The following is a 22377-nucleotide window of genomic DNA, read 5'->3' as shown; positions in this document are numbered from 1 at the left end:
TCCGGAGGGCCTCAGGAGGCCCCGCGGAGCAGGTCGAGGACGGCCTGCTCCGCCGGCCCCTGCGTCGCCAGCTCGCCCTCGGCGACGTCCACGCCGAGCCGTCCGAGGGCGGGCGCGATCGTCGCGCCCTCCTCGTACAGGTCGATGACGCGCGGGTCGATGTAGGACGCCCGCGCCACGGCCGGGGTGTTGCCGAGGTAGGAGGCGACCTCCTTGACGACGCGGACGACGGCGCGGTTGCGGGAGGCCTCGCTGTCACCGGCGCGCACCGACACCGCGAGCCCGACGGCCGCGAGGACGGTGGCGTGCCACGTCCGGAAGTCCTTGGCGGTGAAGTCGCCCTGGGTGACCTCGTGGATGAACTCGTTGATGTCGGACGTGGTGACGTCGTGCCAGCCGCCGGGCGTCCGGTAGGCGAGCAGCTCGGGCGAGTCGTCGCCGCGCCGCTTGAGGCCGCTCACCACCTTGCGCACGTTCTCCTCCGCGACCGCCTGGTACCGGTCCTTCGAGCCCTTGGCGGGGTAGTCGAACGTCACCCGGTCGCGCCCGCAGGTGACGTGCTCGCGCAGGACGGTCGCGAGCCCGAAGGTGCCGTTCTCGGCCGCGTACGCCTCCCCGCCGATCCGGAAGAACCCGAGGTCGATGAGGCGGACGGCCGCCGCGAGCACCCGCTCGCGCGTGTAGCCGCGTCCGGCCAGGTGCTCGGTGAGCGTGTGGCGGACCTTGGGCAGCCGCTCGGCCAGTTCCAGGACGTGGTCGTGCTTCTCCCGGTCGCGCTGCTCGCGCCAGGCGTCGTGGTAGAGGTACTGGCGGCGCCCGGCGACGTCCGTCCCGACGGCCTGGATGTGGCCGTCGGAGTCGGGGCAGATCCAGACGTCCTTCCACGCGGGAGGGATGACGAGGGCCTTGATCCGTGCCTTCTCGGCGGCGTCGGCCAGGGTCCGGCCGTCGAGGCCGAGGTACACGAATCCCTTCCCGCACTTCCGGCGTCCGTAGCCGGGCTCGCTCAGGTCGCTGCGTCGCAGCTCCGTCATCGGCACTCCATCAGCCCGGGTGGATCTCACCGCCGGCGGGGACCAGGGTCTGCCCGGTGTAGTAGGACGACTGGCGGTCGGAGGCGAAGAAGACGTAGGACGGCGCGATCTCGTCGGGGTCGGCGGCGCGCCCCATCGGGGCCTGCTTCCCGAAGTCCTCGACCTTCTCCGCGTCGAACGTGGCGGGGATGAGCGGCGTCCAGACCGGGCCGGGCGCGACGCAGTTGACCCGGATCTCGCGGTCCATGAGGTTCTGGGCGAGGCACGTGGTCAGCGCCATCGCCGCCGCCTTGCTGGCCGAGTAGTCGATGAGCGTCTTGTTGCCGCGCAGCCCGTTGATGGACCCGGTGATGATCACCGACGATCCGGGCCCCAGGTGGTCGAGGGCCTCCTGGACGGTCCAGAACAGCGAGAACACGTTCACCTCGAACGTCCGCCGGAGCTGGGCGTCGTCGATCTCGCGCACGTCCTTCACCGGCGTCTGGGTGCCGTGGTGCAGGACGAGCAGGTCGAGCCCGCCGAGGTCGCGGACGGTGTGCCGGACCACCTCGCGGCAGTGCCGCTCCTCGGCCAGGTCGCCGCCGAACGTCACGCACCGGCGGCCGGCGGCCTCGACGAGGCCCGCGGTGTGCCGGGCGTCCTCGTCCTCCTCCAGGTAGGTGATCGCGACGTCCGCGCCCTCCTTGGCGAACGCGACGGCCGTCGCCCGGCCGATGCCGGAGTCGCCGCCGGTGATCAGTGCGCGCCGTCCGTCCAGCAGGCCGCTGCCGGTGTAGCCGCGCATCTCGTCGCGTGGTTCGGGCGTCATGTCCTCGGTGCGCCCGGGGTAGGACTGGCTCTGTGCAGGACGCTCGCTCATGGGGTCCGGGTGCCCTTGCCAGGGGGCGGCAAACGTTCTCTATTGTGACTCCAGAGTAACTTCGCCTTCCCGGGCGAGGTCGCGCCTCCCTGATCCGCAGGGGTGTGAGCAGAGCGCGCGACGACGTCTGGATAGCATCACCCCGAACCACATTCGGTCCCTCACGTAAGGTGTCGCTTATGGACCTGAACGGAGTTTCCGCCGTCGTATCCGGTGGCGCGAGCGGCCTCGGTGAGGCCACCGTCCGCGCGCTGGCCGCCGAAGGCGCCAAGGTGGTCATCGCCGACCTGAACGAGGACAAGGGCAAGGCCCTCGCCGACGAGATCGGCGGCGTGTTCGTCAAGACGGACGTGTCGAACGAGGAGCAGGTGCAGGCCGCGGTGCAGGCCGCCGTCGACTCCGGCGCCCCGCTGCGCGTCATCGTCAACAGCGCCGGCATCGGCTGGGCGTCGCGGACCGTGAACCGCGACGGCACCCCGCACGACCTGGCCTCCTACGAGACCGTCATCCGGATCAACCTGATCGGCACCTTCAACCTGATGCGGATCGGCGCCGCGGCGATCTCCAAGACCGACCCCGCCGACGAGGACGGCCTGCGCGGCGTGGTGATCAACACCGCCTCCATCGCCGGCATCGAGGGGCAGACCGGGCAGCTCGCGTACTCCGCGTCCAAGGGCGGCATCATCGGCATGACGCTCCCCGCCGCCCGCGACCTCGCCGCGATCGGCGTCCGCGTCAACACGATCTGCCCCGGCATCATCGACACCCCGATCTACGGCGAGGGCGAGGCGGCGGAGGCGTTCAAGGCCAAGCTCGCCGCCCCCGTCCCGTTCCCGAAGCGGATGGGCAAGGCGTCGGAGTTCGCCCACCTGGTCAAGTCCCTGATCGAGAACGACTACATGAACGGCGAGACGATCCGCTTCGACGGCGGTATCCGCTTCCAGCCGAAGTGAGGCACTGAATGACCGACGCTGTCCTTACCGAAGAAGACGGCGCCGTCCTCATCGTCACCATCAACCGCCCGGAGGCCCGCAACGCGGTCAACGGCGAGGTGGCGAAGGGGATCGCGGCGGCCCTCGACGAGCTCGACTCCCGCAAGGACCTGTCCATCGGCATCCTCACCGGCGCGGGCGGGACGTTCTGCGCCGGGATGGACCTCAAGGGCTTCCTGACGGGCGACAACCCGACCGTCGAGGGACGCGGCTTCGCCGGCATCACCGAGCGCCCGTCGGCCAAGCCGCTGATCGCCGCCATCGAGGGCTACGCCCTGGCCGGCGGCTGCGAGGTGGCGCTGTCCTGCGACATGATCGTCGCGGCGCGGGACGCCCAGTTCGGGCTGCCCGAGCCGAAGCGCGGGCTGGTCGCCGCGGGCGGCGGGCTGCTGCGGCTGCCGCAGCGCATCCCGTTCCACATCGCCATGGAGATCGCCCTCACCGGGGACAAGTACCCGGCGGAGCGGATGGCCGAGCTCGGGTTCGTCAACCGGCTCGCCGAGCCGGGCGGCGCGCTCGCCGCGGCCAAGGAGCTGGCCCTGAAGGTCGCCGAGAACGCCCCGCTGGCGCTCGCGGCGACCAAGAAGGTCATCGTCGAGTCCGCGGACTGGACGTCCGACGAGGCGTGGAAGAAGCAGCAGGACATCACCCTGCCGGTCTTCATGTCCAAGGACGCCCAGGAGGGCCCGGCGGCCTTCGCCGAGAAGCGCAAGCCGAACTGGAAGGGCGAGTAAGCCTTCCGGCCTGAGTGGCCCTTCGGTGTCGTGACGGCCCCTCCAGAGCGCCCGGAACTTCACGGTTCCGGGCGTTCTGCGGTTTCCAGAGCGTCCCGATCCGGTCGCCGAGAAGAGCCCCCTTGCCCGGCAGTGAGTAATGCCGTCCTCTCGGGCGCATGCCCGCTGTTGAGGGGTACCGGGGCGGGGTAGAGATCGAGGCATGATCATCCGTTCCTCGACAGCAGGGAGCCGCGTCATGCGTTCGGGTGCCATGCGGGTCACGGTTCTCTCCTCTGCCGCCGCGCTGTCCTCTGCCGCGGTGCTGGTCGCGGCGGGGGTTCATGCCCCGCAGGCGTTCGCCCGGGAGAGGGCGGAGGATCCCTGCCGGGCCCTCGGCCAGGGGAAGACGCGCTACGAGCCGGGTGCGGCGCGGCATGTGGTGTTCGCCGTGGCGGCCCAATACGGCACGACCGAAGTGGCCGTCACCGAATGCGTCAAGGCGGGGCGCTCGTGGAAGACGCTCCTGACCGCACCGGGGCATGTGGGACGGAACGGATATGCCGAGCCGGGCGCCAAGCGGGAGGGCGACGGCAGGTCGCCGACCGGCTCCTACAGCCTGACCCAGGCGTTCGGCGAAGGGGACCCCGGCACCCGCCTCCCCTACCGCACGCTGCGGGAGGGCGGTGACTGCTGGGGCTCGACGATCGGCGACCGGCGGTACAACCGGTACTACCGGGGCACGTGCCTGCCCGCCGACGAGAACCTCTCGAAGATCATGCAGGACGGGCCCTACCGGCAGGCGGTGGTGATCAACTACAACCGGCCTCCGGACTCGCCGGTCGTCCAGGGGAACGGCTCGGCGATCTTCATGCACGTCGGCGCGGGTCGGACGGCCGGGTGCGTCTCGATGGAGCGGTCCGTCCTGGAGGCCGTCATGCGGACCCTGCGCCCGCACGACCGGATCATGATGGGGACGAGCCGGGCCCTGTTCCGCCCCTGAACGGAACGCGGGCGTTGTGACGGGTTCGTCCGCTGGCTATCGTCGGTGGCGGCGTCCTAGTCCTCCTGAGGGGAGCGAGTCATGGACGTCCTCGCCGCGTCGTCGGTGGTCCGCGCCGGAGCACCGCCCAGGCTGGCAGGGCGGTCCGCGTTGCTCGCGTCCGTGGAGTCCCGGATCGGGCGGAACGGCAGCGTGGTGCTGACCGGTCCGAGCGGTATCGGGAAGACGGCGCTGCTCGAAGCCGCCGGAGCCGCGGCCGCGGAACGCGGGGAGCTCGTGCTGCGGGTCGCGGGCACCGAGACCGAGCGGTGGGTGCCGTGCTCGGGGCTCGCCGAGCTGCTCGACCAGCTGCCGGGCGCGCTCACCGCCGAGCTGCCGCGCGAGCGGCTGTCCGGGCTGCCCGAGCCGCATCCGGCGGCGGCGTCCGACCATGCCGCGTGCCGGCTGGCGTTCCGGGGGCTGCTCGCCCGGTGCGCCGAGGAGCGGCCGGTGCTGCTGCTCGTCGACGACGCCCAGTGGCTGGACGCCGAGTCCGTGCACGCCGTCCGCTACACGGTCGGCCGGCTCGGCCCGCGCGGCGTGCGCGCCATCGTCGCCGGGCGCTGGCCGGACGGATTCGCCGCGGGCGACGGCGGCGGCGACACCTGGACGCCCGCGCCCGACGCCGCGCACCTGCCCGTCCCGCCGCTGGAGCCGGACGAGCTGGCCGAGATGCTCGACAGCTACGGGCTCCCGGTGCGGGTGGTGAACACCCTGCACGCCGACTCCGGCGGCAACCCGTACCTGGCGCTCGCGCTCGGCGGCGCGTTCACCGGGCGCGTCCCGCGGCACTGGCGCCCCGCCCCGCTGCCGCAGCGGGTGCGGGCCGTGATCGCCGAACGGCTGGCGCGGCTGCCCGAGCGTGCCCGCGAGACGCTGCTGATGGCGGCGCTCGCGATCCGGCCGACGGCGGACCTGCTGCGCCGGGCCGGGCGCGCCGAGGCGGCGCGCGACATCGGGCACGCCGCCGGGCTGGGGCTGCTGATCACCGAGGGCGGCGGGATCCGGTTCACCCCGCCCGCGGTCGCCACCGTCCTCGCCGAGTCCGCCGACGCCCCGCACCTGGCGCGGGTGCACCGGGCCCTCGCCGAGGTGGTGCCGGACGCGGCGGGACGGGCCCGGCACCGCGCCCTCGCCGACCCGGGCCCGAACGCCGAGCTCGCGCACTCGCTGGTCACCGCCGCCGAGCAGGCCGTCCGGCAGGGGTCGCACCGGATGGCCGCCGAGCTGTACCTGCTGGCCGCGGACCGCTCGCCGGCCGAGCCCGCAGCCGAGCGGCTGGAGTGGCTGGTCGCGGCGGCCGAGACCGGCGCCAGCGGCGGCCTGCCCGACCTCGCGCACCGCGCCGCCGACGCCGTCCTGGCCGCCGACGCCACCCGCGCGCAGCGGGTCCGGGTCCGGCTCGCGCTGCTGGACCTGTCCGGCCAGGGGCTCACCGAGATGGGCGAGCTGTTCACCGCCGCGCTGGTGGACGCCGAGGGCGACCCGGCGCTGCTCGGGCAGGTGCGGCTGCGGACGGCGCTCGGCACGCTCGTGACCGGCGCGCCCGGACGCGCCGAGCAGGAGGTCAACGCCGCGCTGGTGCACGCGCGCGACACCGGCGACACCGACCTGGAGGCGCGGGCGCTCGCCGTCCGGGCGAACATCGCGCTGATCGAGGGGCGCGGCGACTACGCGGGCGACCTCGAACGGGCGCGGCGGCTCCCGGAGCCCCCGCTGGACGGACGGCTCCACATGACGCCCCGGTACCTCGCGGCCTACTGCGCCATCTTCGAGGACCGGCTCACCGAGGCGCGCGCCGAGCTGCTGCGGCTGCTGGCGCTGGTGGAGCGCGGCTCCGGCGAGGAGGTCGTGCACGTCCTGCGCAACCTGTCGGAGGTGTCGGCGCGGACGGGCCGCTGCCGGGAGGCGCTGGACTTCGCCGACCGCGCCATGCGCGTCACCGAGCAGGCGGCCCTCAGCCCCGGCCCGGCCTGGTACCACGGCGCGCTGGCGGAGCTGGCGGGCGGGGACATCGACCGGGCGGTCGCCCTCGCCGAGCGCGGGGTGCGGGCGTCCGAGCAGGAGAACGACGTCATCTTCCAGAGCCGCCTGCTGCACGTGCTCGGCGTCGCCCAGACGCGGAGCGGGGACGTCCGGACGGGCGTCGGCACGCTGCGGCGCATCGAGGCGCTCGGCCAGGACCGCAGGCTGCCGTCGCCGACGGTGCTGCCCTGGCAGTGCGACCTCGCCGAGGGGCTCGCGGCCCTGGGCGACACCGGGCGGGCCGCGGAGCTGATCCGCACGACCCGCGCCGCCGTCGGGTACCGCGGCGCGAGCGTCACCGGACGGCTGGACCGGGCGGAGGCGGCGCTGCTGGCCGCGCGCGGCGAGCACGACGCGGCGGTCGCGCTGCTCAGCGAGGCCGCGGCGCTGTTCGCGCGGCTCGGCCAGCCGCTGGAGGCCGGGCACTGCCTGCTCGACCAGGCGCGCGTCGAGCGGCGCCGGCGGCGCGCCGCGGCCGCGCGGCGGGCGGCCGAGGACGCCCTGGAGATCTTCACGCGGTGCGAGGCGCGGCCCTGGATCGAGCAGGCGCGGCACCGGCTGTCCCGCCTGGAGACCGGCCTGCGGGACGGCCCCGCCGGGCCCGGTCCCGCCGCCCGGGCGTCGCTGACCGAGGGGGAGCGGCGGATCGCCGTCCTCGTCGGTCAGGGCGCCACCAACCAGCAGGTGGCCAACCGGCTGTATCTGAGCGTGAAGACCGTCGAGGCGTCCCTCACGCGCGTCTACCGCAAGCTCGGCATCCGCTCCCGGGCGCAGCTCGGGGCGCTGCTGGGCGGCGGGCCGGCCGGCCCCGGGGCGTCGCCGCCGCACTAGGGAACCCTCGTCCGCCCCCTGGCCGTGTAGGGGTTTCCCTTGCCGTGCGGCGGGCCTCCCTACACCTCAGGTGCAGGGGGAACTTTGCGATGACATGCCGGAAATGGCGTGTCATCGTTCCCGAGGCAAACCCCCCACTCCGGAGTTCCGCGGCCCCACCGGGCCGCAGGAGCGCTCCCCCTCGGGCGTCCCCGCGACGGCCGGCAGACAAGGAGTACCCCCGTGAGATCCACGACCCCCGGACGCGCCCACAGGCGCGTCGCCCTGAGCACCTCCCTCGTCACCGTCGCCGCCATGGCGCTGCTGAGCATGCCGATGGGCCCGGCGTCCGCCGCACCCGCGCGGGCGCCGAAGGGCGACCCCGGCCAGCTGCCGGCGAAGGTGAGCGCGCAGGAGTACCGGACGCTCGTCGGCCGGGCCGAGGCGCGGCAGGACGAGACCCGGTCCGCGCTGAAGCTCGGCGCGAAGGTCGGCCTGAAGGTGAAGACCGTCGTCAAGGACCAGGACGGCACCACCCACACGCACTACGAGAGCACCTACGAGGGCCTGCCCGTCCTCGGCGGCGACCTCATCGTGCACCGCTCCAAGGCCGGTTCGATCGAGCGGGTCTCCCAGGCGCTCACCAAGCCGCTCCAGGTGGAGACCGCACCGAAGACCCTGGTGTCGACCAGGCCGAACACGCCGAAGGCCGAGGGCAGCGTCGCCCCGCGCAAGGTCGTGTGGGTCGGCGAGGGCGGCGAGCCCGTCCTCGCCTGGGAGACCGTGGTCGGCGGGACGCGGAAGGACGGCACGCCCAACCGGCTGCACGTCCTCACCGACGCCGTCTCCGGCAAGAGGATCATCGAGTGGCAGGGCGTGCAGACCGGCACCGGCAGGAGCCAGTACTCCGGCACGGTCCAGCTCGGCACCAGCTCGTCCGGCGGCAGTTACGTCCTGCGCGACACCGGGCGCGGCAACCACGACACCACCAACCTCAACCGGGCCACCACGGGACGCGGCACGCTCTTCTCCGACGCCGACGACACCTGGGGCGACGGCACGGCCGGCAACAGCCAGACCGCCGCGGTCGACGCCGCCTACGGCGCCGGGGAGACCTGGGACTTCTACAAGACCGTCTTCGGACGGTCGGGGATCCGCGGCGACGGCGTCGGCGCCTACTCCCGCGTCCACTACGGCACCGGCTACGTCAACGCCTTCTGGGACGACAGCTGCTTCTGCATGACGTACGGCGACGGCCAGGGCAACAGCAAGCCCCTGACCGAGCTGGACGTCGCGGGCCACGAGATGACGCACGGCGTCACCTCCAACACGGCCGGCCTGGTCTACCAGGGCGAGTCCGGCGGCCTGAACGAGGCGACGTCGGACATCATGGCCAGCGCCATGGAGTTCTGGGCGAACAACTCCAGCGACGTCGGCGACTATCTCATCGGCGAGAAGATCAACCTGCGCGGCGACGGCGCGCCGCTGCGGTACATGGACCGTCCCAGCAAGGACGGCTCCTCGCTGGACAGCTGGTCGCCGAACGCCGGGAACGTGGACGTCCACTACTCCTCGGGGATCGCCAACCACTTCTTCTACCTGCTGTCCGAGGGCAGCGGCTCCAAGGTGATCAACGGCACCGCCTACAACTCGCCGACCTCCGACGGCAAGCCGGTCACCGGCATCGGCCGGGAGAAGGCCACGGCGATCTGGTACAAGGCGCTCACCGAGGAGATGCGCCCGACCACGAACTACGCCGACGCCCGCCGCTCGACGCTCGCGGCCGCGTCCAAGCTGTACGGGCAGTCCAGCGCCGAGTACGCCGCGACCGCCAACGCGTGGGCCGGGGTCAACGTCGGCAGCCGCGTCAGCGACCCGGGGCCCGGCGACCCCGGCCCGGGCGACCCGAGCGGATCGTGGGCCGCGGGCACCGCGTACAAGACCGGCGACGTGGTGACCTACGACGGCGCCAGCTACCGATGCCTCCAGGCCCACACCGCCATGCCCGGTTGGACCCCGCCCAACGTCCCCGCCCTCTGGGAGAGGATCTGACCGAACCCGCGCGCCGCGGTGCTCCCGCCGAGCACCGCGGCGTCGCGCCGTGTTCTCGGGTCGCGCCGTGTTCTCGGGTCGCGCTGTGTTCTCGGGTCGCGCCGTGCGCCGCCGTCGTGCCGGGTCGGATCCGCGTGCTGGGGGACGCCGCCGGGGTCAGTCCCAGCGAGCGTTGCGCTGGCGCTTCACGTTGCTGCGGCGCTTCTTGTTCTCCAGCCGCCGCTCGTTGATGCCCCTGGGGACCTTCTTGGGGATCCGCTTCTTCGGGGGAGGGGCCGTCGCCTCGGCCAGGAGGGTCGCCAGGCGGGTGCGGGCCGCGTCGCGGTTGCGCTGCTGGGAGCGGTACTCCTCGGCGCGGATCGTGAGGACGCCGCGGACCAGGCGGCCGGACAGGCGCTCCAGGGCGCGGGCGCGCAGCGGCTCGGGGAGGGACGGCGAGTTCGCGACGTCGAAGGAGAGTTCGGCGGCGGTGGCGCTGGTGTTGACGTGCTGCCCGCCCGGCCCCGAGGAGCGGGAGAAGCGCCAGCCGAGCTCGGACTCCGGGATGGAGACCGAGCCGCGGACGTGGATCTGGGCGGGCATGCCCCCATTGTCGCAGGGAAGGGCCGGCCCGGTCGCTCCAATATCGTGCCCGCCGCCGCGTCGCGCCCCAACCTCCGGCTCGCGGGTCCGACTGGCGACCGTTGCAAGTACTTACTTACACTGGGCGCCATGACCGTTCTCGCCGATGACCATGCCGACGAACCAGGGCTCTTCCGGGACGACGACCTCATCCGCGTCATCACGCGGGAGGGCGTGCTGATCGCCGCGGGCGGGGCCGCGTCGCTCCTCCAGACCGCGCACCCCAAGGTCGCGCAGGGCGTCTACGACCACAGCTACACGGCGGACGACCCGCTGCGCCGGCTGCGGAACACGATGGGGTGGCTCTACGCGGTGCAGTTCGGGACGAAGGAGGAGGCCGAGACCTTCAGCGCCCTGGTCACCAAAGGACACGCGGCCGTCACGGGCCCGGACTACGAGGCGAACGACCCGGAGCTGCAGGTGTGGGTCGCGGCCACGCTGTTCGCGGTGGCGGTGCAGTTCTACCAGCTGGTCTTCCGGCGGACGTTCACCGACGCGGAGCTGGAGGAGTTCTACCGGCAGACCAAGGTCTACGCGACGATCCTCGGCTGCCCGGAGGAGCGGATGCCGGAGACGTACCCGCGCTTCCGCGAGTACTACGCGGGGATGCTGCGCGGCCTGGAGATCACCGACGCGTCGCGGGCCATCGCCGAGCAGGTGTTGAACCCGCGGCTGCCGGGCGGGCCGCTGCACGCGCCCGGGCTCGCGGCGATCCGGCTGCTCACCGCGGGGCTGATGCCCGCGCCGATCCGCGAGCAGTACGGATGGACCTGGAACGCGGCGCGGGAGCGCCGCTTCCGCCTCCTGGTCGGCGTGATCGCGCTCGTGTACCCGCGGCTCCCGCTGCGCGTCCGCACGCTGCCGCGCGACTACTACCTGCTCACGACCCGCCGCATGCTGGCGAAGCTGAAGCGCCGCCCGGCCGTCGAGGTGCGGAGCGCGGCGCCGGAACAGGGCTGACCGCGGGCCCGGGCGGGCCGGAGACGGATGTGAGCGGCCGCGCGACCCACAGGCAGGTCACGCGGCCGCTCTCCCTTGCTCGGTCCTCCCGCCCAGACCCGGCGGGAGGACCTACCGGCCCGGGTCGCCGTCCGCCGCCCGCTCCCCCCAGAGCCCTGGCCGGACGGCGCCCCGGGTCAGACCGATGCGCCGGCGATGATCGCGTCGGCGGCCTTCTTGGCGGAGTCGACGGGGATGGCGAAGCCGACCCCGATGTTCCCCTCGCTGCTCCCGGACGTGGCGATGGCGGTGTTGACGCCGATCACCTGGCCCGCGGCGTTCACCAGCGCGCCGCCGGAGTTGCCGGGGTTGATGGCGGCGTCGGTCTGGATCGCGTTCTTGATCACGGTCTGCTGCTGCTGCGACAGCCGTCCCTGGAGCCCCGGCGGAAGCTGCTGCTGGTCGCCGCCCTCCTGGATGTCGCGGCCCAGGGCGCTGACGATGCCGGACGTCACCGAGCCGTCCAGCCCGAGCGGGCTGCCCACGGCGAGGACCGCGTCGCCCACCGAGACGCGGCCGCCGGTGCCGAGCGTGGCGGGCTTCAGGCCCGACACCCCCTGCGCCTTGACCACGGCGACGTCCTCCGCCGTGTTCGCGCCGAGGACCCGCGCCGAGGCGGTCCTGCCGTCGCTGAACTTCACCGCGACCTGCTGGGCGCCCGACACCACGTGCGCGTTGGTGAGGATCACCCCGTCGGAACGCAGGACCACGCCCGAGCCGCCCTCGACGCCCGACGCCGTCCGCGCCTGGATCGACACCACGCTCGGCTGAACGGCGGCCGCGACCTGCGCGGTCGTGCTCTTGGACGAGACGCCCGAGACGGCCGTCGGGCTCGCGTAGACGGTGCTCTCGTGCGTCAGCGCGAGCACCACTCCCGCGCCGGCGCCGCCCGCCCCCAGGGCCAGCGCCATCGCGGCGCCCGCCGCGGCGAGCTTGTGCCGCGTCGTGCTCAGCACCCCCATGCCGAACACGCCCGGACGAGACGGCGCCGCCGCTTGCTGCTGCGGCGGGGCGTCGCCCGCCCACGGCGGGTATGGCTCGAACCCGGGTGTGCTGGACTCCCCGGGTCGGCTGGGCTCCCAGGGCTGCTGCTGCGGCCGGTCGGCGTTCATCGGATCCCCCTGTCGCTCTCTCACCATGAAGAGTGCGTCCCGGGTCTGCAGGCCGCCTGGAGCCAACCTGAAAGTGTGCTGAACGCCTACATGTCATGAAAAAGGCGGCCGGAAGGGTGGTCCCTTCGGCCGCCGTGCCGACCGTCGCGAAGCTGGCCAGGGCGCGGCCTCCCGCTCCCCGTCGAGACCGGGGCGCGCCCTGTGGGTCCATTGGAACCCACGATCCTGAACGTTTCCTGAACGGGGCGGCGGCGTCCCCCGGCCGTCGCCCCTAGCCGTCCGCCAGAGGCAGGACGACCGAGAACGTCGCGCCCTCGCCGGGAGTGGAGTCGGCCCGGACGACGCCCTCGTGGGCGGCGACGAGCGCGGCGACGATGGCGAGGCCGAGACCCGCGCCGCCGTCGTCGCGCGAGCGGCCCTCGTCGGAGCGGTAGAAGCGCTCGAAGACCCGTTCCACCTGGTCGGGAGCCAGCCCGGGCCCCTGGTCGGCGACCGCGACGACCGCGGCCGGCTCGCCCCGCAGAGTGCCCGGCGACAGCCGCACCTCGACCGGCGTGCCCTCCGGCGTGTGCGTGACCGCGTTGGCGAGCAGGTTGCCGAGGACTTGCCGCAGCCGCGGTTCGTCCCCCAGCACCTGGTAGGCCAGCCCTCCCTCGACGGTGAGGTCGATCGTGCGCTCGGGTGCCAGGACTCTCGCCTCCTGGACAGAGTCCGCGGCGACGGCGAGCAGGTCCACCGGGCGCCGCTCGATCGGGCGCTGGCGGTCCAGCCGGGCGAGCAGCAGCAGGTCCTCCACGAGCAGGCCCATCCGGGACGCGGTCTCCTCGATCCGGCCGATCAGCCGGTCCAGCTCCTCGGGGGAGCGGGCCGCGCCCTGCCGGTAGAACTCGGCGAATCCGCGGATCGCGGTCAGCGGGGTGCGCAGCTCGTGGCTGGCGTCCGCGACGAACCGCCGCATCCGCTCCTCCGAGAGCCGCGCCGTCTCCTCCGAGCGCAGGGCCGTCTCCTCCGACCGCCGCGCCGCCGCCTCCGACTCCGCGCGCGCCCCGAACGCCGCCTCGATCTGCCCGAGCATCGTGTTCAGCGACCGTCCGAGCCGGCCCATCTCCGTCCCCGGGTCCGCCTCCGGGACGCGCCGGGACAGGTCGCCCGCCGCGATCGCGCCCGCCGTCTCCTCCACCGCCGACAGCGGGCGCAGGCTGGCCCGGACGACGCCGACGCCGACCACCGTCAGCACGGCCAGCACGGCCAGCCCGACGATCGCGTCGATCACCACCAGCCGCTGCACGGTCCGGTCGATCTCCTCCAGGCTGAACGCGAGCACGATCACCGCGCCGCCGGGGATCGGCTCGGCCAGGATCCGCCACGTCGACCCGCCGGTCCCGGTCACGGTGAACGGCTGGTCGACGTGCCTGTTCAGGTCGGCCGGCAGGCGCGGATGGCCGGCCTCGCTCCACGCCTCGTTCTGCCCGAGCGAGCGGCCGTCGGTGGTGCGGACCTGCCCGTACATCTCGCTCGGGATCCGCACCGTGATCCGCGTCTGCCCGCTCTCCAGCTGCGGGACGACCTGGTCGATCGCCCGCCCGACCGAACCGCGCAGCTGGTCGTCGGCCCGTCCGACGAGGTACTGCCGCAGCACGGACGCGCCCGCCGCGCTCATCACCGTCATGCCGAGCGTGACCAGGACGAGCATCCCGGCGATCAGCTTGACGCGCAGCGACGTGCGGGACCACAGCCGCGCGAGGCCCCCCGCCGGGGCCGCGCCGGCGCCCCGCGCCGGGGGAGGGGCGGCCGCCGGAGGGACCCGCGTGGCCATCAGCCCGTTCTCGACGGCTCGCGCAGCACGTAGCCGACGCCGCGCAGCGTGTGGATCAGCCGGGGCTCGGTGTTGTCGACCTTGCGGCGCAGCGCGGAGACGTACGACTCGACGATGCCCGCGTCGCCGCGGAAGTCGTAGTTCCACACGTGGTCGAGGATCTGCGCCTTGGACACGACCCGGCCCGCGTTCGCCATGAAGTAGCGCAGCAGCTTGAACTCGGTCGGCGACAGCTGGACGGGCCGGCCGCCCCGCCACACCTCGTGGCTGTCCTCGTCCAGTTCGACGTCGGCGAAGACCATGCGCGGCGGCGGCTCGGTCACGCCGCCGCGGAACCGGCGCAGCACCGCCCGGATGCGGGCGATGACCTCCTCCAGGCTGAACGGCTTGGTGACGTAGTCGTCGCCGCCGATCGTCAGTCCCTTGATCCGGTCCTGGACGGCGTCCCGCGCGGTCAGGAACAGCACGGGGGTGTGGTTCCCGCCGGACCGCAGCCGCCGCGCGACGTCGAACCCGTCGATGTCGGGCAGCATCACGTCCAGCACGATCAGGTCGGGCCGGTGCCGGCGCGCCGACTGGACCGCGTCCGCGCCGTTGGTGGCGGTGATCACGTCGAATCCGGTGAAGCGCAGGCTGCCGGCGAGGAGCTCCAGGATGTTGGGCTCGTCCTCGACGACGAGCAGCGTCGCCTCAGCCGCCCTGCCGCCGTTCGCCGTACGTTCGACCACTGGCACAGTCCCCCTCCACATCATCGAGAGGTTGCCATCTCAACCTGAACGTCCCCTGAACGCGGGCAGGGTAAAGGTCGAGCGTCCGCGCCGGACGGGCGCCTACTCGCGGAGGGCGCGGATCGCCCGCATCGCCTTGCGCCGGGCGTCCCCGGACAGCACGTCGATGTAGACCGCGCCCGCCAGGTGCCCGCACTCGTGCTGGAGGCAGCGGGCGAAGTAGCCGGTCCCCTCGACGCGGACGGGCCTGCCCTTCACGTCCACGCCCTCGACGACGGCGTGGTGGTGGCGGGGGGTGTCGAAGCGCAGGCCGGGGACCGACAGGCAGCCCTCCGACTCGACCACCAGCTCGCCGTCGGCGGCCACCAGCCTCGGGTTGACGACGTGGCCGACGTGGCGGCGGCCCCGGTCGTCCTCGACGTCGTAGACGAAGATCTGCAGGCCGACGCCGATCTGGTTGCCGGCGAGGCCGGCGCCGTCCTCCTCGTACATGGTGACGAACATGTCGTCGACGAGGCGCTCCAGGGACGCGTCGAACGTCCGGACCGGGTCGCACTCGGTGCGCAGGACCGGGTCGCCGAGAAGCCTGACCGGGCGGGCGGTTCCGCGTGGATGGGTCCGTTTGCTCACGTCGAAGATCCTATAGAGGGCGCCGGATCCCCGAGAACGCGAAGGGCGGTGCACCAGGCCTGCTCAGGGCCCGGCGCACCGCCCGGCGGCGTGCGTCGTCGCGCTGCTCGCTCCGCGACTCGGTCTCGCCCTACAACTCGATGGGGCCGCGCTGCTGCGGGGGGATGGGGGTGGTCGCGGGACCGCCGGAGTCGTCGGCCGGGCGGGCGGGCTTGGCCTGCGGCGGGACCGGCGGCTTCGGGGCGTCGGCGGCCGGGGACGGCTCGGGCTTCTTGACCGGCGGCGCGGTCTGCGGCGGGCTCGCCTGCGGCGCCGCCGGCTGCGCCGGGGTCGTCTGAGCCGGGGCCGACGGCGCCGGACCGGCCGGTGCCGGGCTCGCCTGGGCGGGGCTCGCCGGTGCCGGAGCGGCGGGGGCGGGCTTGGCCGGGGCGGGCTTGGCGGCCGCGGGCTTGGCGGGAGCCTGCGGGGGCTTGGCTCCCGTCGTGGGCGCGGGCTGCGGCGGGGCCTGCTTGGCCTGGGCGCGGGGCGCGGGGCTCTGCCGGACGGCGTCCTCGACCATCTTCTCCAGCGGGCCGGCCTCGTTCTCGGCGGTCAGCAGCCGGTGCAGCGTGTCGCTGATCTCGGTGAGGCGCTGGAGGGCCTGGGTGTGGTTCTTGGTGAGCGCGGTGAGCCGCTGGGTCGCGCCCTCGTTGATCACGCTGGCGCGGCGCTCGGACGCGGTGAGGGTGCGCTCGGCCTCCAGCCGGGCGCTGGTCACCGTCTGCTCGGCCTCCTGCTTGGCGGACGACAGGACGCTGTCGGACTCCTTCTTGGCGGAGTCGAGCACGTGGTCGGCCTTCTCCTGCGCCTGGGCGAGGTTCCGTTCGGCGTGCGCGCGGGCCTCGTCGATGATCCGCTTGGACTCGTGCTCGGCGTCCTTGCGGATCTCGCCGCCCTTGGCCTCGGCCTCGGCCAGCTTCTCCCGGGCCTCGTCCTCGGCGAGGTTGATGATCTGCCGGAGCCGGTCGCTCAGGTCGTCGCCGGTCGGCTTGCGGGCCTCCCGGACCTCGGCCATCTCGCGGCGGATCCGCTCGACCTCGTCCTGCGCGCGGGCGAGCCGCGCCTCTAGTTCACGGTGCTTCTGCTGGGCGCGGGCGATGTAGTCGTCGACCTGGCGGCGGTTGTAGCCGCGCATGACGATCTCGAAGGACTCTTCTTGGAGGAGGTTCGGCAGGATTTCGGCTTCGTTGCTCATGATGCCTTGGGGGTCGTTGGCGGGGGTCGGCGCCCCGTCAGGGTCGGTTGAGTTGCGATCCTCACCCGCCGGTGAGCGGCCCACGGTGGGAAACGTCAGGACGACTCTTGTCCGGTCCACCCCATTCGCGCAACCGGAACGCACTTCTCGCTGTCGTTTCGTCACACGGGCGTGTGCGACAAACTATCCAATCTATGGAGAAATCGCTTCACCGGGGGCGGCTACCATCGGCGCCATGAGCTACCTGGGAGCGCTGGGCGAGGACCGGCCGGAGATCGACCCCACGGCGTGGGTCGCCCCCGGCGCGGTCGTGGTCGGACGGGTGACGCTGGGGCGCGCGTCCAGCGTCTGGTACGGCTCGGTGCTGCGCGGCGACGACGAGGAGATCGTCGTCGGCGAGGAGTGCAACATCCAGGATCTCAGCTGCCTGCACTCCGATCCCGGCATGCCGGCGGTCCTGGAGGACCGGGTCAGCCTCGGCCACAAGGCGATGGTGCACGGCGCCCACGTCGAGACCGGTTCGCTCATCGGCATCGGCGCCATCGTGCTCAACGGCGCCCGCATCGGATCCGGGACGCTCATCGCGGCCGGCGCGCTCGTCCCGCCCGGCAAGAAGATCCCGTCCGGGGTCCTCGTCGCGGGCACCCCCGGCAAGATCGTCCGGGAGCTGACCGACGACGACCGCGCCGTGCTGCGGTACACGCCCGAGGTCTACGTGCAGAAGGCCGAGCGGCACCGCACCGCCCAGTGGGACTGAACGGCGCGATCCGAGGCGGCGGCGCGAGGCGGCGGCGCGGCCCGCGAGAACGGCGCGGCGCGGTCCGAAACGCGTGACGGGGTCGGCGCCAAAGTGCCGAGGCCTTACCCGGCACGGCTGTTTCCCTGCCTCTGATAATCCTTTGACCTGCGATAACGCGGAGAAAGGGGTGCTGGGGGGAGCCTCGGCCGGATTCTGCTGACTACGATGACCATCGTGGTGTGGGGACCGGGCTATGGCAGTGCTCCGCCGCCCAGCCCCCCGGCGGGGCACGATCCGTTCACGGAGGCAGAGCGCGACACGAGGGCGATGGTGGCCGCCGCGTGGTGGCCGTCGGCGCCTCCGCAGCAGCGCCATCACGCCATCGCCGGCCGCATGCTCGTCCTGCCGGACGGGACGTGGTGGCTGTTCGGCGCGTGGGCCCGCTGGTACCGGCTGCACCCGGCCGACGGCCAGTGGTACCTGTGCCCGCCGCCGCGCATCCCCTCCGTCCGCACGGCCGCGCGGCCCGCGCAGCAGGGGGCCGGCCAGGTCCCGGCGCTGCCGCCGCACGTCATCCCCGCCGGGCCCGACTTCTCCTACGACCCGCCGTCCGGGCTGCCCTTCGTCGCGCACGGGTTCGCCACCGAGCTGACCTCGCGGGTCCGCTCGACCGTCGAGTCCGCCGCCACGCTGGCGGCGCCCGACTACCCGCACTGGTGGCGGGAGTTCACGAGCGAGACGCCGTCCACCGTCGCCGTCGCCTGGGGCGTGATGCTCTGGTGCTCCGCCGCGCCCGCGTTCGACTCGCGGCTGGACGCCCAGATGCTCGACCTGTGGAAGCCCTACCGCGCCAGGCCCCTCCCCGACGTGGACGGCCCGCGCTGGCTCACCCCGCCCGCCCTGGAGTCGCTGGTCGCGCTCTACGCCGAGCGGCTGCGCGCCAGCCGGGTGGACGCCGCGGTGGTCGTCCTGCGGACGATGTGGGCCGTCGCCAGCGCGCTCCGCGACGACGTCCGGTTCCAGGTGAGGGCGGACGCGCTGCTCGCCATCCTCGGCGCCACCCTGTCCAACCCGACCGTCGACTACGGGGCGCTGCCCTACGGCGACCAGGCGATCGTCCAGCAGTGGCTGACGCGGTGCCCGCCGAACCTCGTGCCCGCGCTGAGGAACGAGAGCTCGCCGGGGGACAACTTCCGCCACGCCTTCTACACGCTCAGCGAGCTGATAGCCGAGCTGTCGGGCGATCCCGCCGAACCGGCCTACATCGAGCCCCGGCTCGTGGCCGCCGCCCTGCTCGCCGCCGATCTGGACGTCGTCCGCAAGGACATGGTCGGCACGATCGTGCCCTGGCTGGACCCGGAGATCCGCTACACCGTCCAGGCGGTGTCGCAGCAGAAGGGGCATCCGCTGCGCCGGCTGTGGCCGCAGGACATGCGGCTCCCGGAGCCGCTGCGGTCGGCCGCCGGGTCGGGGCCGGGAGCCGAGTCGCTGCTCGCCGCCATGTACGAGGTCGACCTGGCGTGGTGCCGGCTCGGCGGCATGCCCGCCCGTCCGCGCGGCTTCCCCGTCCCGACCGCGGTCGTCGCCGGGATCATCGGACGCAACCGGGCCCGTGCCACGGCCGCCGCGCCGACGGCCACGCCGCCGCCCAACCCGGCGCCGCCGCAGCCCGCGCCGTTCAACATGCCGGGCCAGCCCGGCCTCGCCCCTGGCGCGTCGCCGCAGGAGGCGTCCGGGGCGAACTTCGCGCCGTCCGAGCCCGACCGCCCGTTCGTCCAGCCGCCCGCGCAGCCCGGCTGGGAGAACGCCCCCGGCCCGGCCGCCGGGCACGCCCAGCCGCCCGCGCCCGGCCAGCAGGCGGCGTTCGCCTCCCCGCCCGCCCCGGGGTTCGCGTCCCCGGACCCGGTGATGGGCGGCCACTCGCCCGCCGAGGAGGACAAGGACGAGGGCAGCGTCGCGCCGCCGTACACCGAGCTGGGGTTCCAGCGCCCCGGGGCGGCGCCGCCCGCGCCCGCGCAGCACCAGGCGCCTCCGGCGCCGATGCAGAGCCAGCCCGCGCCTCCGCCCTCGCCGCCGGCTCAGCCCGCCGCGCCGGAGCCGGTCCAGCCGGGCCGTGCGCCGGTGCCCCCGCCGGAGCTCGGCGGCTTCTCTCCTCCGGAGGAGGAGCAGCAGGACGAGAACTTCGTGCCCCCGTACACGGTGCTGGGGTACCAGCCGGCGGGCTCCGCCCCGCCGCCCCAGCCGGGCGCGCAGCCGAACGTCCCGCCGGGCGTGCCGAACCCCGCGCCTCCCGTCCCCGAGCCGCAGGCGTTCGACCCGTACGCGACCCGCATGGAGGGCCAGGGCGGCCCCCCGCAGCAGCACCAGCAGGGCCCGCCGAATCCGCAGAGCCAGCCGGGGCAGCCTCCGGGGACGCGCATCCTCGGCCCGGGCGACCTCGAGGACGCCCCGCCCGGCCCCGTGCCGCCCGGCCCAGGTGCGCCGGTTCCCGGGGGCGGGCCGGGGACGAAGGTCATGTCCGGCACGATGGTCGGCGGCTTCGACTTCCTGGACGACACGCCGTCGCCGGACCAGCCCGTCCACGAGATCCCGCCGCCGAGCGACCGCAGCACCCGCCGCGTCCTGGAGCGGTTCGGGTTCGGCTTCGTGTACGGCGAGCACGACGCGGCCGCGCTCCTCGGCGACCTGAAGGCGCGGGCCGAGCAGTGGAAGGCCGCGGCGGACGAGGACGTCGAGCAGACCCGCGTGGACGGCGCGCCCAGCTCGATCAGGTCCGGCGTGCCCGGCGTGCTGCTGGTCGGCGCCCCGCACTCGGGACAGCGGCGGCTCGCCCGGATGATCGCGCTGACGCTGGCCAACGCGGGGCTCGGCGACGGGTCGATCCGCGCGCACGACGCCGAGGACGTCCGGAACGCGCCGCCGGAGGAGCTCGGGCGGCTGCTCGGGCGGCCGGGCCCGGTGATCCTCTTCGAGCGGCTGGACGTGGCGGTCGCCGGCGCGTCCGACCCGGCCGCGCTCGTCGGCGCGGTGCGCCGCGCCCGCCGCGACCCGGTGAACACCACGCCGGTGATCGCGACCTGTGAACCGCGCGCCTACAAGCGGCTGCTGCAGGACCACCCGAAGCTCGTGCAGTCGTTCCGCGTCCACCGGCTGCCCGACTTCGGCGACCTCGACAACCGGATGACGCTGCTGCACCTGCTGGCGGAGGAGCGGCGCGTCACGATCGGCGCGGCGGCCCTGGAGACGGTCCGCGCCGACCTGGAGCGGCTGCGCGGGCCCGGCGACCTGGTCAACGCGCGGCTGGTCGAGGCGTACCTGGACCAGGCGGCCCAGCGGAACATGGAGCGCGCCGGGGCGTCCCACGACCGGCTCGTGCTGACCCCCGACGACCTCGCGGGCGTCGCCGAGGGGATCGAGCCCGCGCTGCGCCCGCCCGGCGACATCGACGGCTACCTGCACCGGCTCGACCAGCTCACCGGCCTGGAGGACGTCAAGGCCGCCGTGGCGGAGCTGGCCGAGGAGGCGGGGCTCGCGGCCGACCGGGCCCGGTACGGGATGTCCGGCGGCGACGCGCGGCACCTGGTCTTCACCGGGCCGCCCGGCACCGGCAAGACGACCGTCGCCGGACTCGTCGGCGGCATCTACGCGGCGCTCGGGCTGCTGAACTCCGGGCACGTGGTCGCCTGCCGCCCCGTCCACCTGGCGGGACGCGACCGGGTCGACACCGAGAACCGGGTCGCGGGCATGGTCGAGCAGGCGCTCGGCGGCGTGCTGCTCATCCAGGAGGCGTACCTGCTCGACCGCTCCCCGGCCGTGGTGGCGGAGCTGCTGCGGCACATGAAGCGCGGCGCGGAGGGCCAGGGCAGGGCCAGGTTCATGGTGGTCTGCTCCAGCCCGGCGGCGGAGATGGAGGGCTTCCTCGCGGGGAACCCCGCCTTCCGCGCCGAGTTCGGGCGGACGCTGGAGTTCACCGGGATGGGCGACCGCGACATGGTCCAGCTCTTCCAGAGCTACGCCGAACGCGACCTCTACATGCTGGACGAGGAACTGCGCGTCGAGCTGCTCAACCGTTTCTCGCGCCTGCGGGACGACCCGCAGTTCGCCTACGCCCGGACGGTCCGCGCGCTGTTCGAGCAGACGGTGGCGCGGCAGGCGGCGCGGCTCGCCGGGGCCGACGTCAACGCCGCGACCGTGGCCCGGCTGACGGTCCGCGACCTGCCCGAATCGCCGCTGGAGCAGATGCTCGGCGGCTTCCACCAGGGGCCGGGGCAGGGCTTCCAGTAGGAGCGGTGACCGCCCGTTCGTCCCATGGGGCATGGGTCATGCGCATCAGACGGGCATCAGACGGGCATCACCTGGGAAGGCTAGCCAGTCCGGGGTGCGGCTCCCGAAACCGGTGCGTGCGGCCGTCCGGCGGCGCGTGCGGACCTCCCCCGGACGGACGGGGCCGAGGTGGCCCTCGAATGGCCCTCTTGGGTCATGTGCCCGCCGCGGCGAGACGCGTAGCCTCGACGACGGGTGTGGGGAACGAACGGAGGTGGACGCGGTGCGCCAGAACCTCGATCTGCGCGTCCACGACCGCGTCGCGCTCGACGAGATCGAACTCTATGCCGAGATGCTCGGTGCGGTGGCGGCGGCGGAGCGGCCGCTGACCGTGGCCGAGATCGACGTGGTACTGGGAGTGCGGTCCGGCGACGCCGGTCGACGTGAGCTGACGCCACGAGATTGAGCACCGTAACCGGGGGCGCCGTTTCGGGGCGTCCCCGGTTCGTCATTTCAGCCCGCCGAAGCTCGCCGCCCAGGTCGCGGCACTGTAACGAATCTCACTCGCGGTCACCGCCGTCGGTGCGCTCGGAGCGCCCGCAGGGCCCGAAACGGCGAACGTTCCTCCAGATAGGGCCCTTCTCGCGGGGTATGTACCTCCTGATCTAGGGCAGTCTTGTAGGTGAGAGGATGGCGGACAGCAGCCGA

At 73.8% G+C, this 22377-nt stretch carries 17 protein-coding genes; 9 read left to right on the top strand and 8 right to left on the bottom strand.

Annotation, left to right across the window (positions count from 1 at the left end):
- Positions 1-11 precede the first annotated feature (11 nt).
- Positions 12-1034, bottom strand: coding sequence for a DNA topoisomerase IB (locus tag AB0C87_RS21570; RefSeq protein WP_360579167.1), 1023 nt, complete (start codon positions 1032-1034; stop codon positions 12-14).
- A gap of 10 nt (positions 1035-1044) precedes the next feature.
- On the bottom strand, positions 1045-1893 hold the full coding sequence (locus tag AB0C87_RS21565) for an SDR family oxidoreductase (protein ID WP_360579165.1): 849 nt from the start codon (positions 1891-1893) through the stop codon (positions 1045-1047).
- 179 nt (positions 1894-2072) lie between these two features.
- Here AB0C87_RS21565 and AB0C87_RS21560 point away from each other — a divergent pair, with 179 nt between their 5' ends.
- From AB0C87_RS21560 to AB0C87_RS21540, 5 genes are all read left to right on the top strand, one after another.
- On the top strand, positions 2073-2846 hold the full coding sequence (locus AB0C87_RS21560; RefSeq protein ID WP_345172731.1) for an SDR family oxidoreductase: 774 nt from the start codon (positions 2073-2075) through the stop codon (positions 2844-2846).
- Between the two features lie 8 nt (positions 2847-2854).
- The gene (locus tag AB0C87_RS21555; RefSeq protein ID WP_345172734.1) at positions 2855-3619 is read left to right on the top strand and encodes a crotonase/enoyl-CoA hydratase family protein; all 765 of its coding nucleotides are present in this window, start codon (positions 2855-2857) and stop codon (positions 3617-3619) included.
- Positions 3620-3857: 238 nt separating this feature from the next.
- A complete protein-coding gene (locus AB0C87_RS21550; protein WP_360579163.1) occupies positions 3858-4601 on the top strand; it encodes a L,D-transpeptidase family protein in 744 nt (247 codons plus the stop codon).
- An 81-nt stretch (positions 4602-4682) separates the two neighbouring features.
- Entirely contained in the window at positions 4683-7496 is a 2814-nt protein-coding gene (locus tag AB0C87_RS21545; RefSeq protein ID WP_360579161.1) for an AAA family ATPase, read from the top strand.
- A gap of 222 nt (positions 7497-7718) precedes the next feature.
- Positions 7719-9527, top strand: coding sequence for a M4 family metallopeptidase (locus AB0C87_RS21540; protein WP_360579159.1), 1809 nt, complete (start codon positions 7719-7721; stop codon positions 9525-9527).
- A 156-nt stretch (positions 9528-9683) separates the two neighbouring features.
- Here AB0C87_RS21540 and arfB read toward each other — a convergent pair whose 3' ends face one another.
- Entirely contained in the window at positions 9684-10109 is a 426-nt protein-coding gene (arfB, locus tag AB0C87_RS21535; RefSeq protein ID WP_345172742.1) for an alternative ribosome rescue aminoacyl-tRNA hydrolase ArfB, read from the bottom strand.
- 129 nt (positions 10110-10238) lie between these two features.
- Here arfB and AB0C87_RS21530 point away from each other — a divergent pair, with 129 nt between their 5' ends.
- Positions 10239-11108 carry an oxygenase MpaB family protein gene (locus AB0C87_RS21530; protein ID WP_353831825.1) on the top strand — a complete coding sequence of 290 codons (870 nt, stop codon included), beginning with the start codon at positions 10239-10241 and terminating at the stop codon, positions 11106-11108.
- A 176-nt stretch (positions 11109-11284) separates the two neighbouring features.
- Here the strand turns inward: AB0C87_RS21530 and AB0C87_RS21525 are convergent, their stop codons facing one another.
- From AB0C87_RS21525 to AB0C87_RS21505, 5 genes are all read right to left on the bottom strand, one after another.
- Positions 11285-12259, bottom strand: coding sequence for a trypsin-like peptidase domain-containing protein (locus AB0C87_RS21525; RefSeq protein ID WP_353831824.1), 975 nt, complete (start codon positions 12257-12259; stop codon positions 11285-11287).
- A 271-nt stretch (positions 12260-12530) separates the two neighbouring features.
- A complete protein-coding gene (locus tag AB0C87_RS21520; protein WP_353831823.1) occupies positions 12531-14075 on the bottom strand; it encodes an ATP-binding protein in 1545 nt (514 codons plus the stop codon).
- Positions 14075-14803, bottom strand: coding sequence for a response regulator (locus tag AB0C87_RS21515; RefSeq protein WP_353831822.1), 729 nt, complete (start codon positions 14801-14803; stop codon positions 14075-14077). The genes AB0C87_RS21520 and AB0C87_RS21515 overlap by 1 nt, the downstream gene beginning before the upstream one ends.
- 102 nt (positions 14804-14905) lie before the next feature.
- Positions 14906-15433 (bottom strand): peptide deformylase, encoded by a 528-nt coding sequence (def, locus tag AB0C87_RS21510; protein WP_345172751.1) that lies wholly within the window; start codon positions 15431-15433, stop codon positions 14906-14908.
- 130 nt (positions 15434-15563) lie between these two features.
- The gene (locus AB0C87_RS21505) at positions 15564-16667 is read right to left on the bottom strand and encodes a hypothetical protein (protein ID WP_360579156.1); all 1104 of its coding nucleotides are present in this window, start codon (positions 16665-16667) and stop codon (positions 15564-15566) included.
- Positions 16668-16902: 235 nt separating this feature from the next.
- Between AB0C87_RS21505 and AB0C87_RS21500 the strand changes: the two genes are divergently transcribed.
- The 3 genes from AB0C87_RS21500 to AB0C87_RS21490 all read left to right on the top strand — a co-directional run bounded on the left by AB0C87_RS21500 (position 16903) and on the right by AB0C87_RS21490 (position 22135).
- Complete coding sequence (locus AB0C87_RS21500) at positions 16903-17424, top strand: gamma carbonic anhydrase family protein (protein WP_345172755.1); 522 nt, start codon at positions 16903-16905, stop codon at positions 17422-17424.
- Between the two features lie 207 nt (positions 17425-17631).
- The gene (locus tag AB0C87_RS21495; RefSeq protein ID WP_360579154.1) at positions 17632-21690 is read left to right on the top strand and encodes an AAA family ATPase; all 4059 of its coding nucleotides are present in this window, start codon (positions 17632-17634) and stop codon (positions 21688-21690) included.
- A gap of 253 nt (positions 21691-21943) precedes the next feature.
- Positions 21944-22135, top strand: coding sequence for a hypothetical protein (locus AB0C87_RS21490; protein WP_345172759.1), 192 nt, complete (start codon positions 21944-21946; stop codon positions 22133-22135).
- The last annotated feature ends 242 nt before the right edge of the window (positions 22136-22377 follow it).

The organism is Actinomadura sp. NPDC048021 (assembly GCF_040653135.1).
GTDB lineage: Bacteria > Actinomycetota > Actinomycetes > Streptosporangiales > Streptosporangiaceae > Spirillospora > Spirillospora verrucosospora.
The sequence above is the reverse complement of the archived record's forward strand: the minus strand, read 5'-3'. Positions and strand labels throughout refer to the sequence as shown.

Excerpts from the sequence above, each read along its gene's own strand:
- AB0C87_RS21550 (WP_360579163.1), top strand. The coding sequence starts at position 3,858 with ATGCGTTCGGGTGCCATGCGGGTCACGGTTCTCTCCTCTGCCGCCGCG.
- AB0C87_RS21545 (WP_360579161.1), top strand. The coding sequence starts at position 4,683 with ATGGACGTCCTCGCCGCGTCGTCGGTGGTCCGCGCCGGAGCACCGCCC.
- arfB (WP_345172742.1), bottom strand. The coding sequence starts at position 10,109 with ATGCCCGCCCAGATCCACGTCCGCGGCTCGGTCTCCATCCCGGAGTCC.
- AB0C87_RS21505 (WP_360579156.1), bottom strand. The coding sequence starts at position 16,667 with ATGAGCAACGAAGCCGAAATCCTGCCGAACCTCCTCCAAGAAGAGTCC.
- AB0C87_RS21555 (WP_345172734.1), top strand. The coding sequence starts at position 2,855 with ATGACCGACGCTGTCCTTACCGAAGAAGACGGCGCCGTCCTCATCGTC.
- AB0C87_RS21495 (WP_360579154.1), top strand. The coding sequence starts at position 17,632 with ATGACCATCGTGGTGTGGGGACCGGGCTATGGCAGTGCTCCGCCGCCC.
- AB0C87_RS21520 (WP_353831823.1), bottom strand. The coding sequence starts at position 14,075 with ATGGCCACGCGGGTCCCTCCGGCGGCCGCCCCTCCCCCGGCGCGGGGC.
- AB0C87_RS21500 (WP_345172755.1), top strand. The coding sequence starts at position 16,903 with ATGAGCTACCTGGGAGCGCTGGGCGAGGACCGGCCGGAGATCGACCCC.
- AB0C87_RS21530 (WP_353831825.1), top strand. The coding sequence starts at position 10,239 with ATGACCGTTCTCGCCGATGACCATGCCGACGAACCAGGGCTCTTCCGG.
- AB0C87_RS21525 (WP_353831824.1), bottom strand. The coding sequence starts at position 12,259 with ATGAACGCCGACCGGCCGCAGCAGCAGCCCTGGGAGCCCAGCCGACCC.
- AB0C87_RS21565 (WP_360579165.1), bottom strand. The coding sequence starts at position 1,893 with ATGAGCGAGCGTCCTGCACAGAGCCAGTCCTACCCCGGGCGCACCGAG.
- AB0C87_RS21560 (WP_345172731.1), top strand. The coding sequence starts at position 2,073 with ATGGACCTGAACGGAGTTTCCGCCGTCGTATCCGGTGGCGCGAGCGGC.
- AB0C87_RS21570 (WP_360579167.1), bottom strand. The coding sequence starts at position 1,034 with ATGACGGAGCTGCGACGCAGCGACCTGAGCGAGCCCGGCTACGGACGC.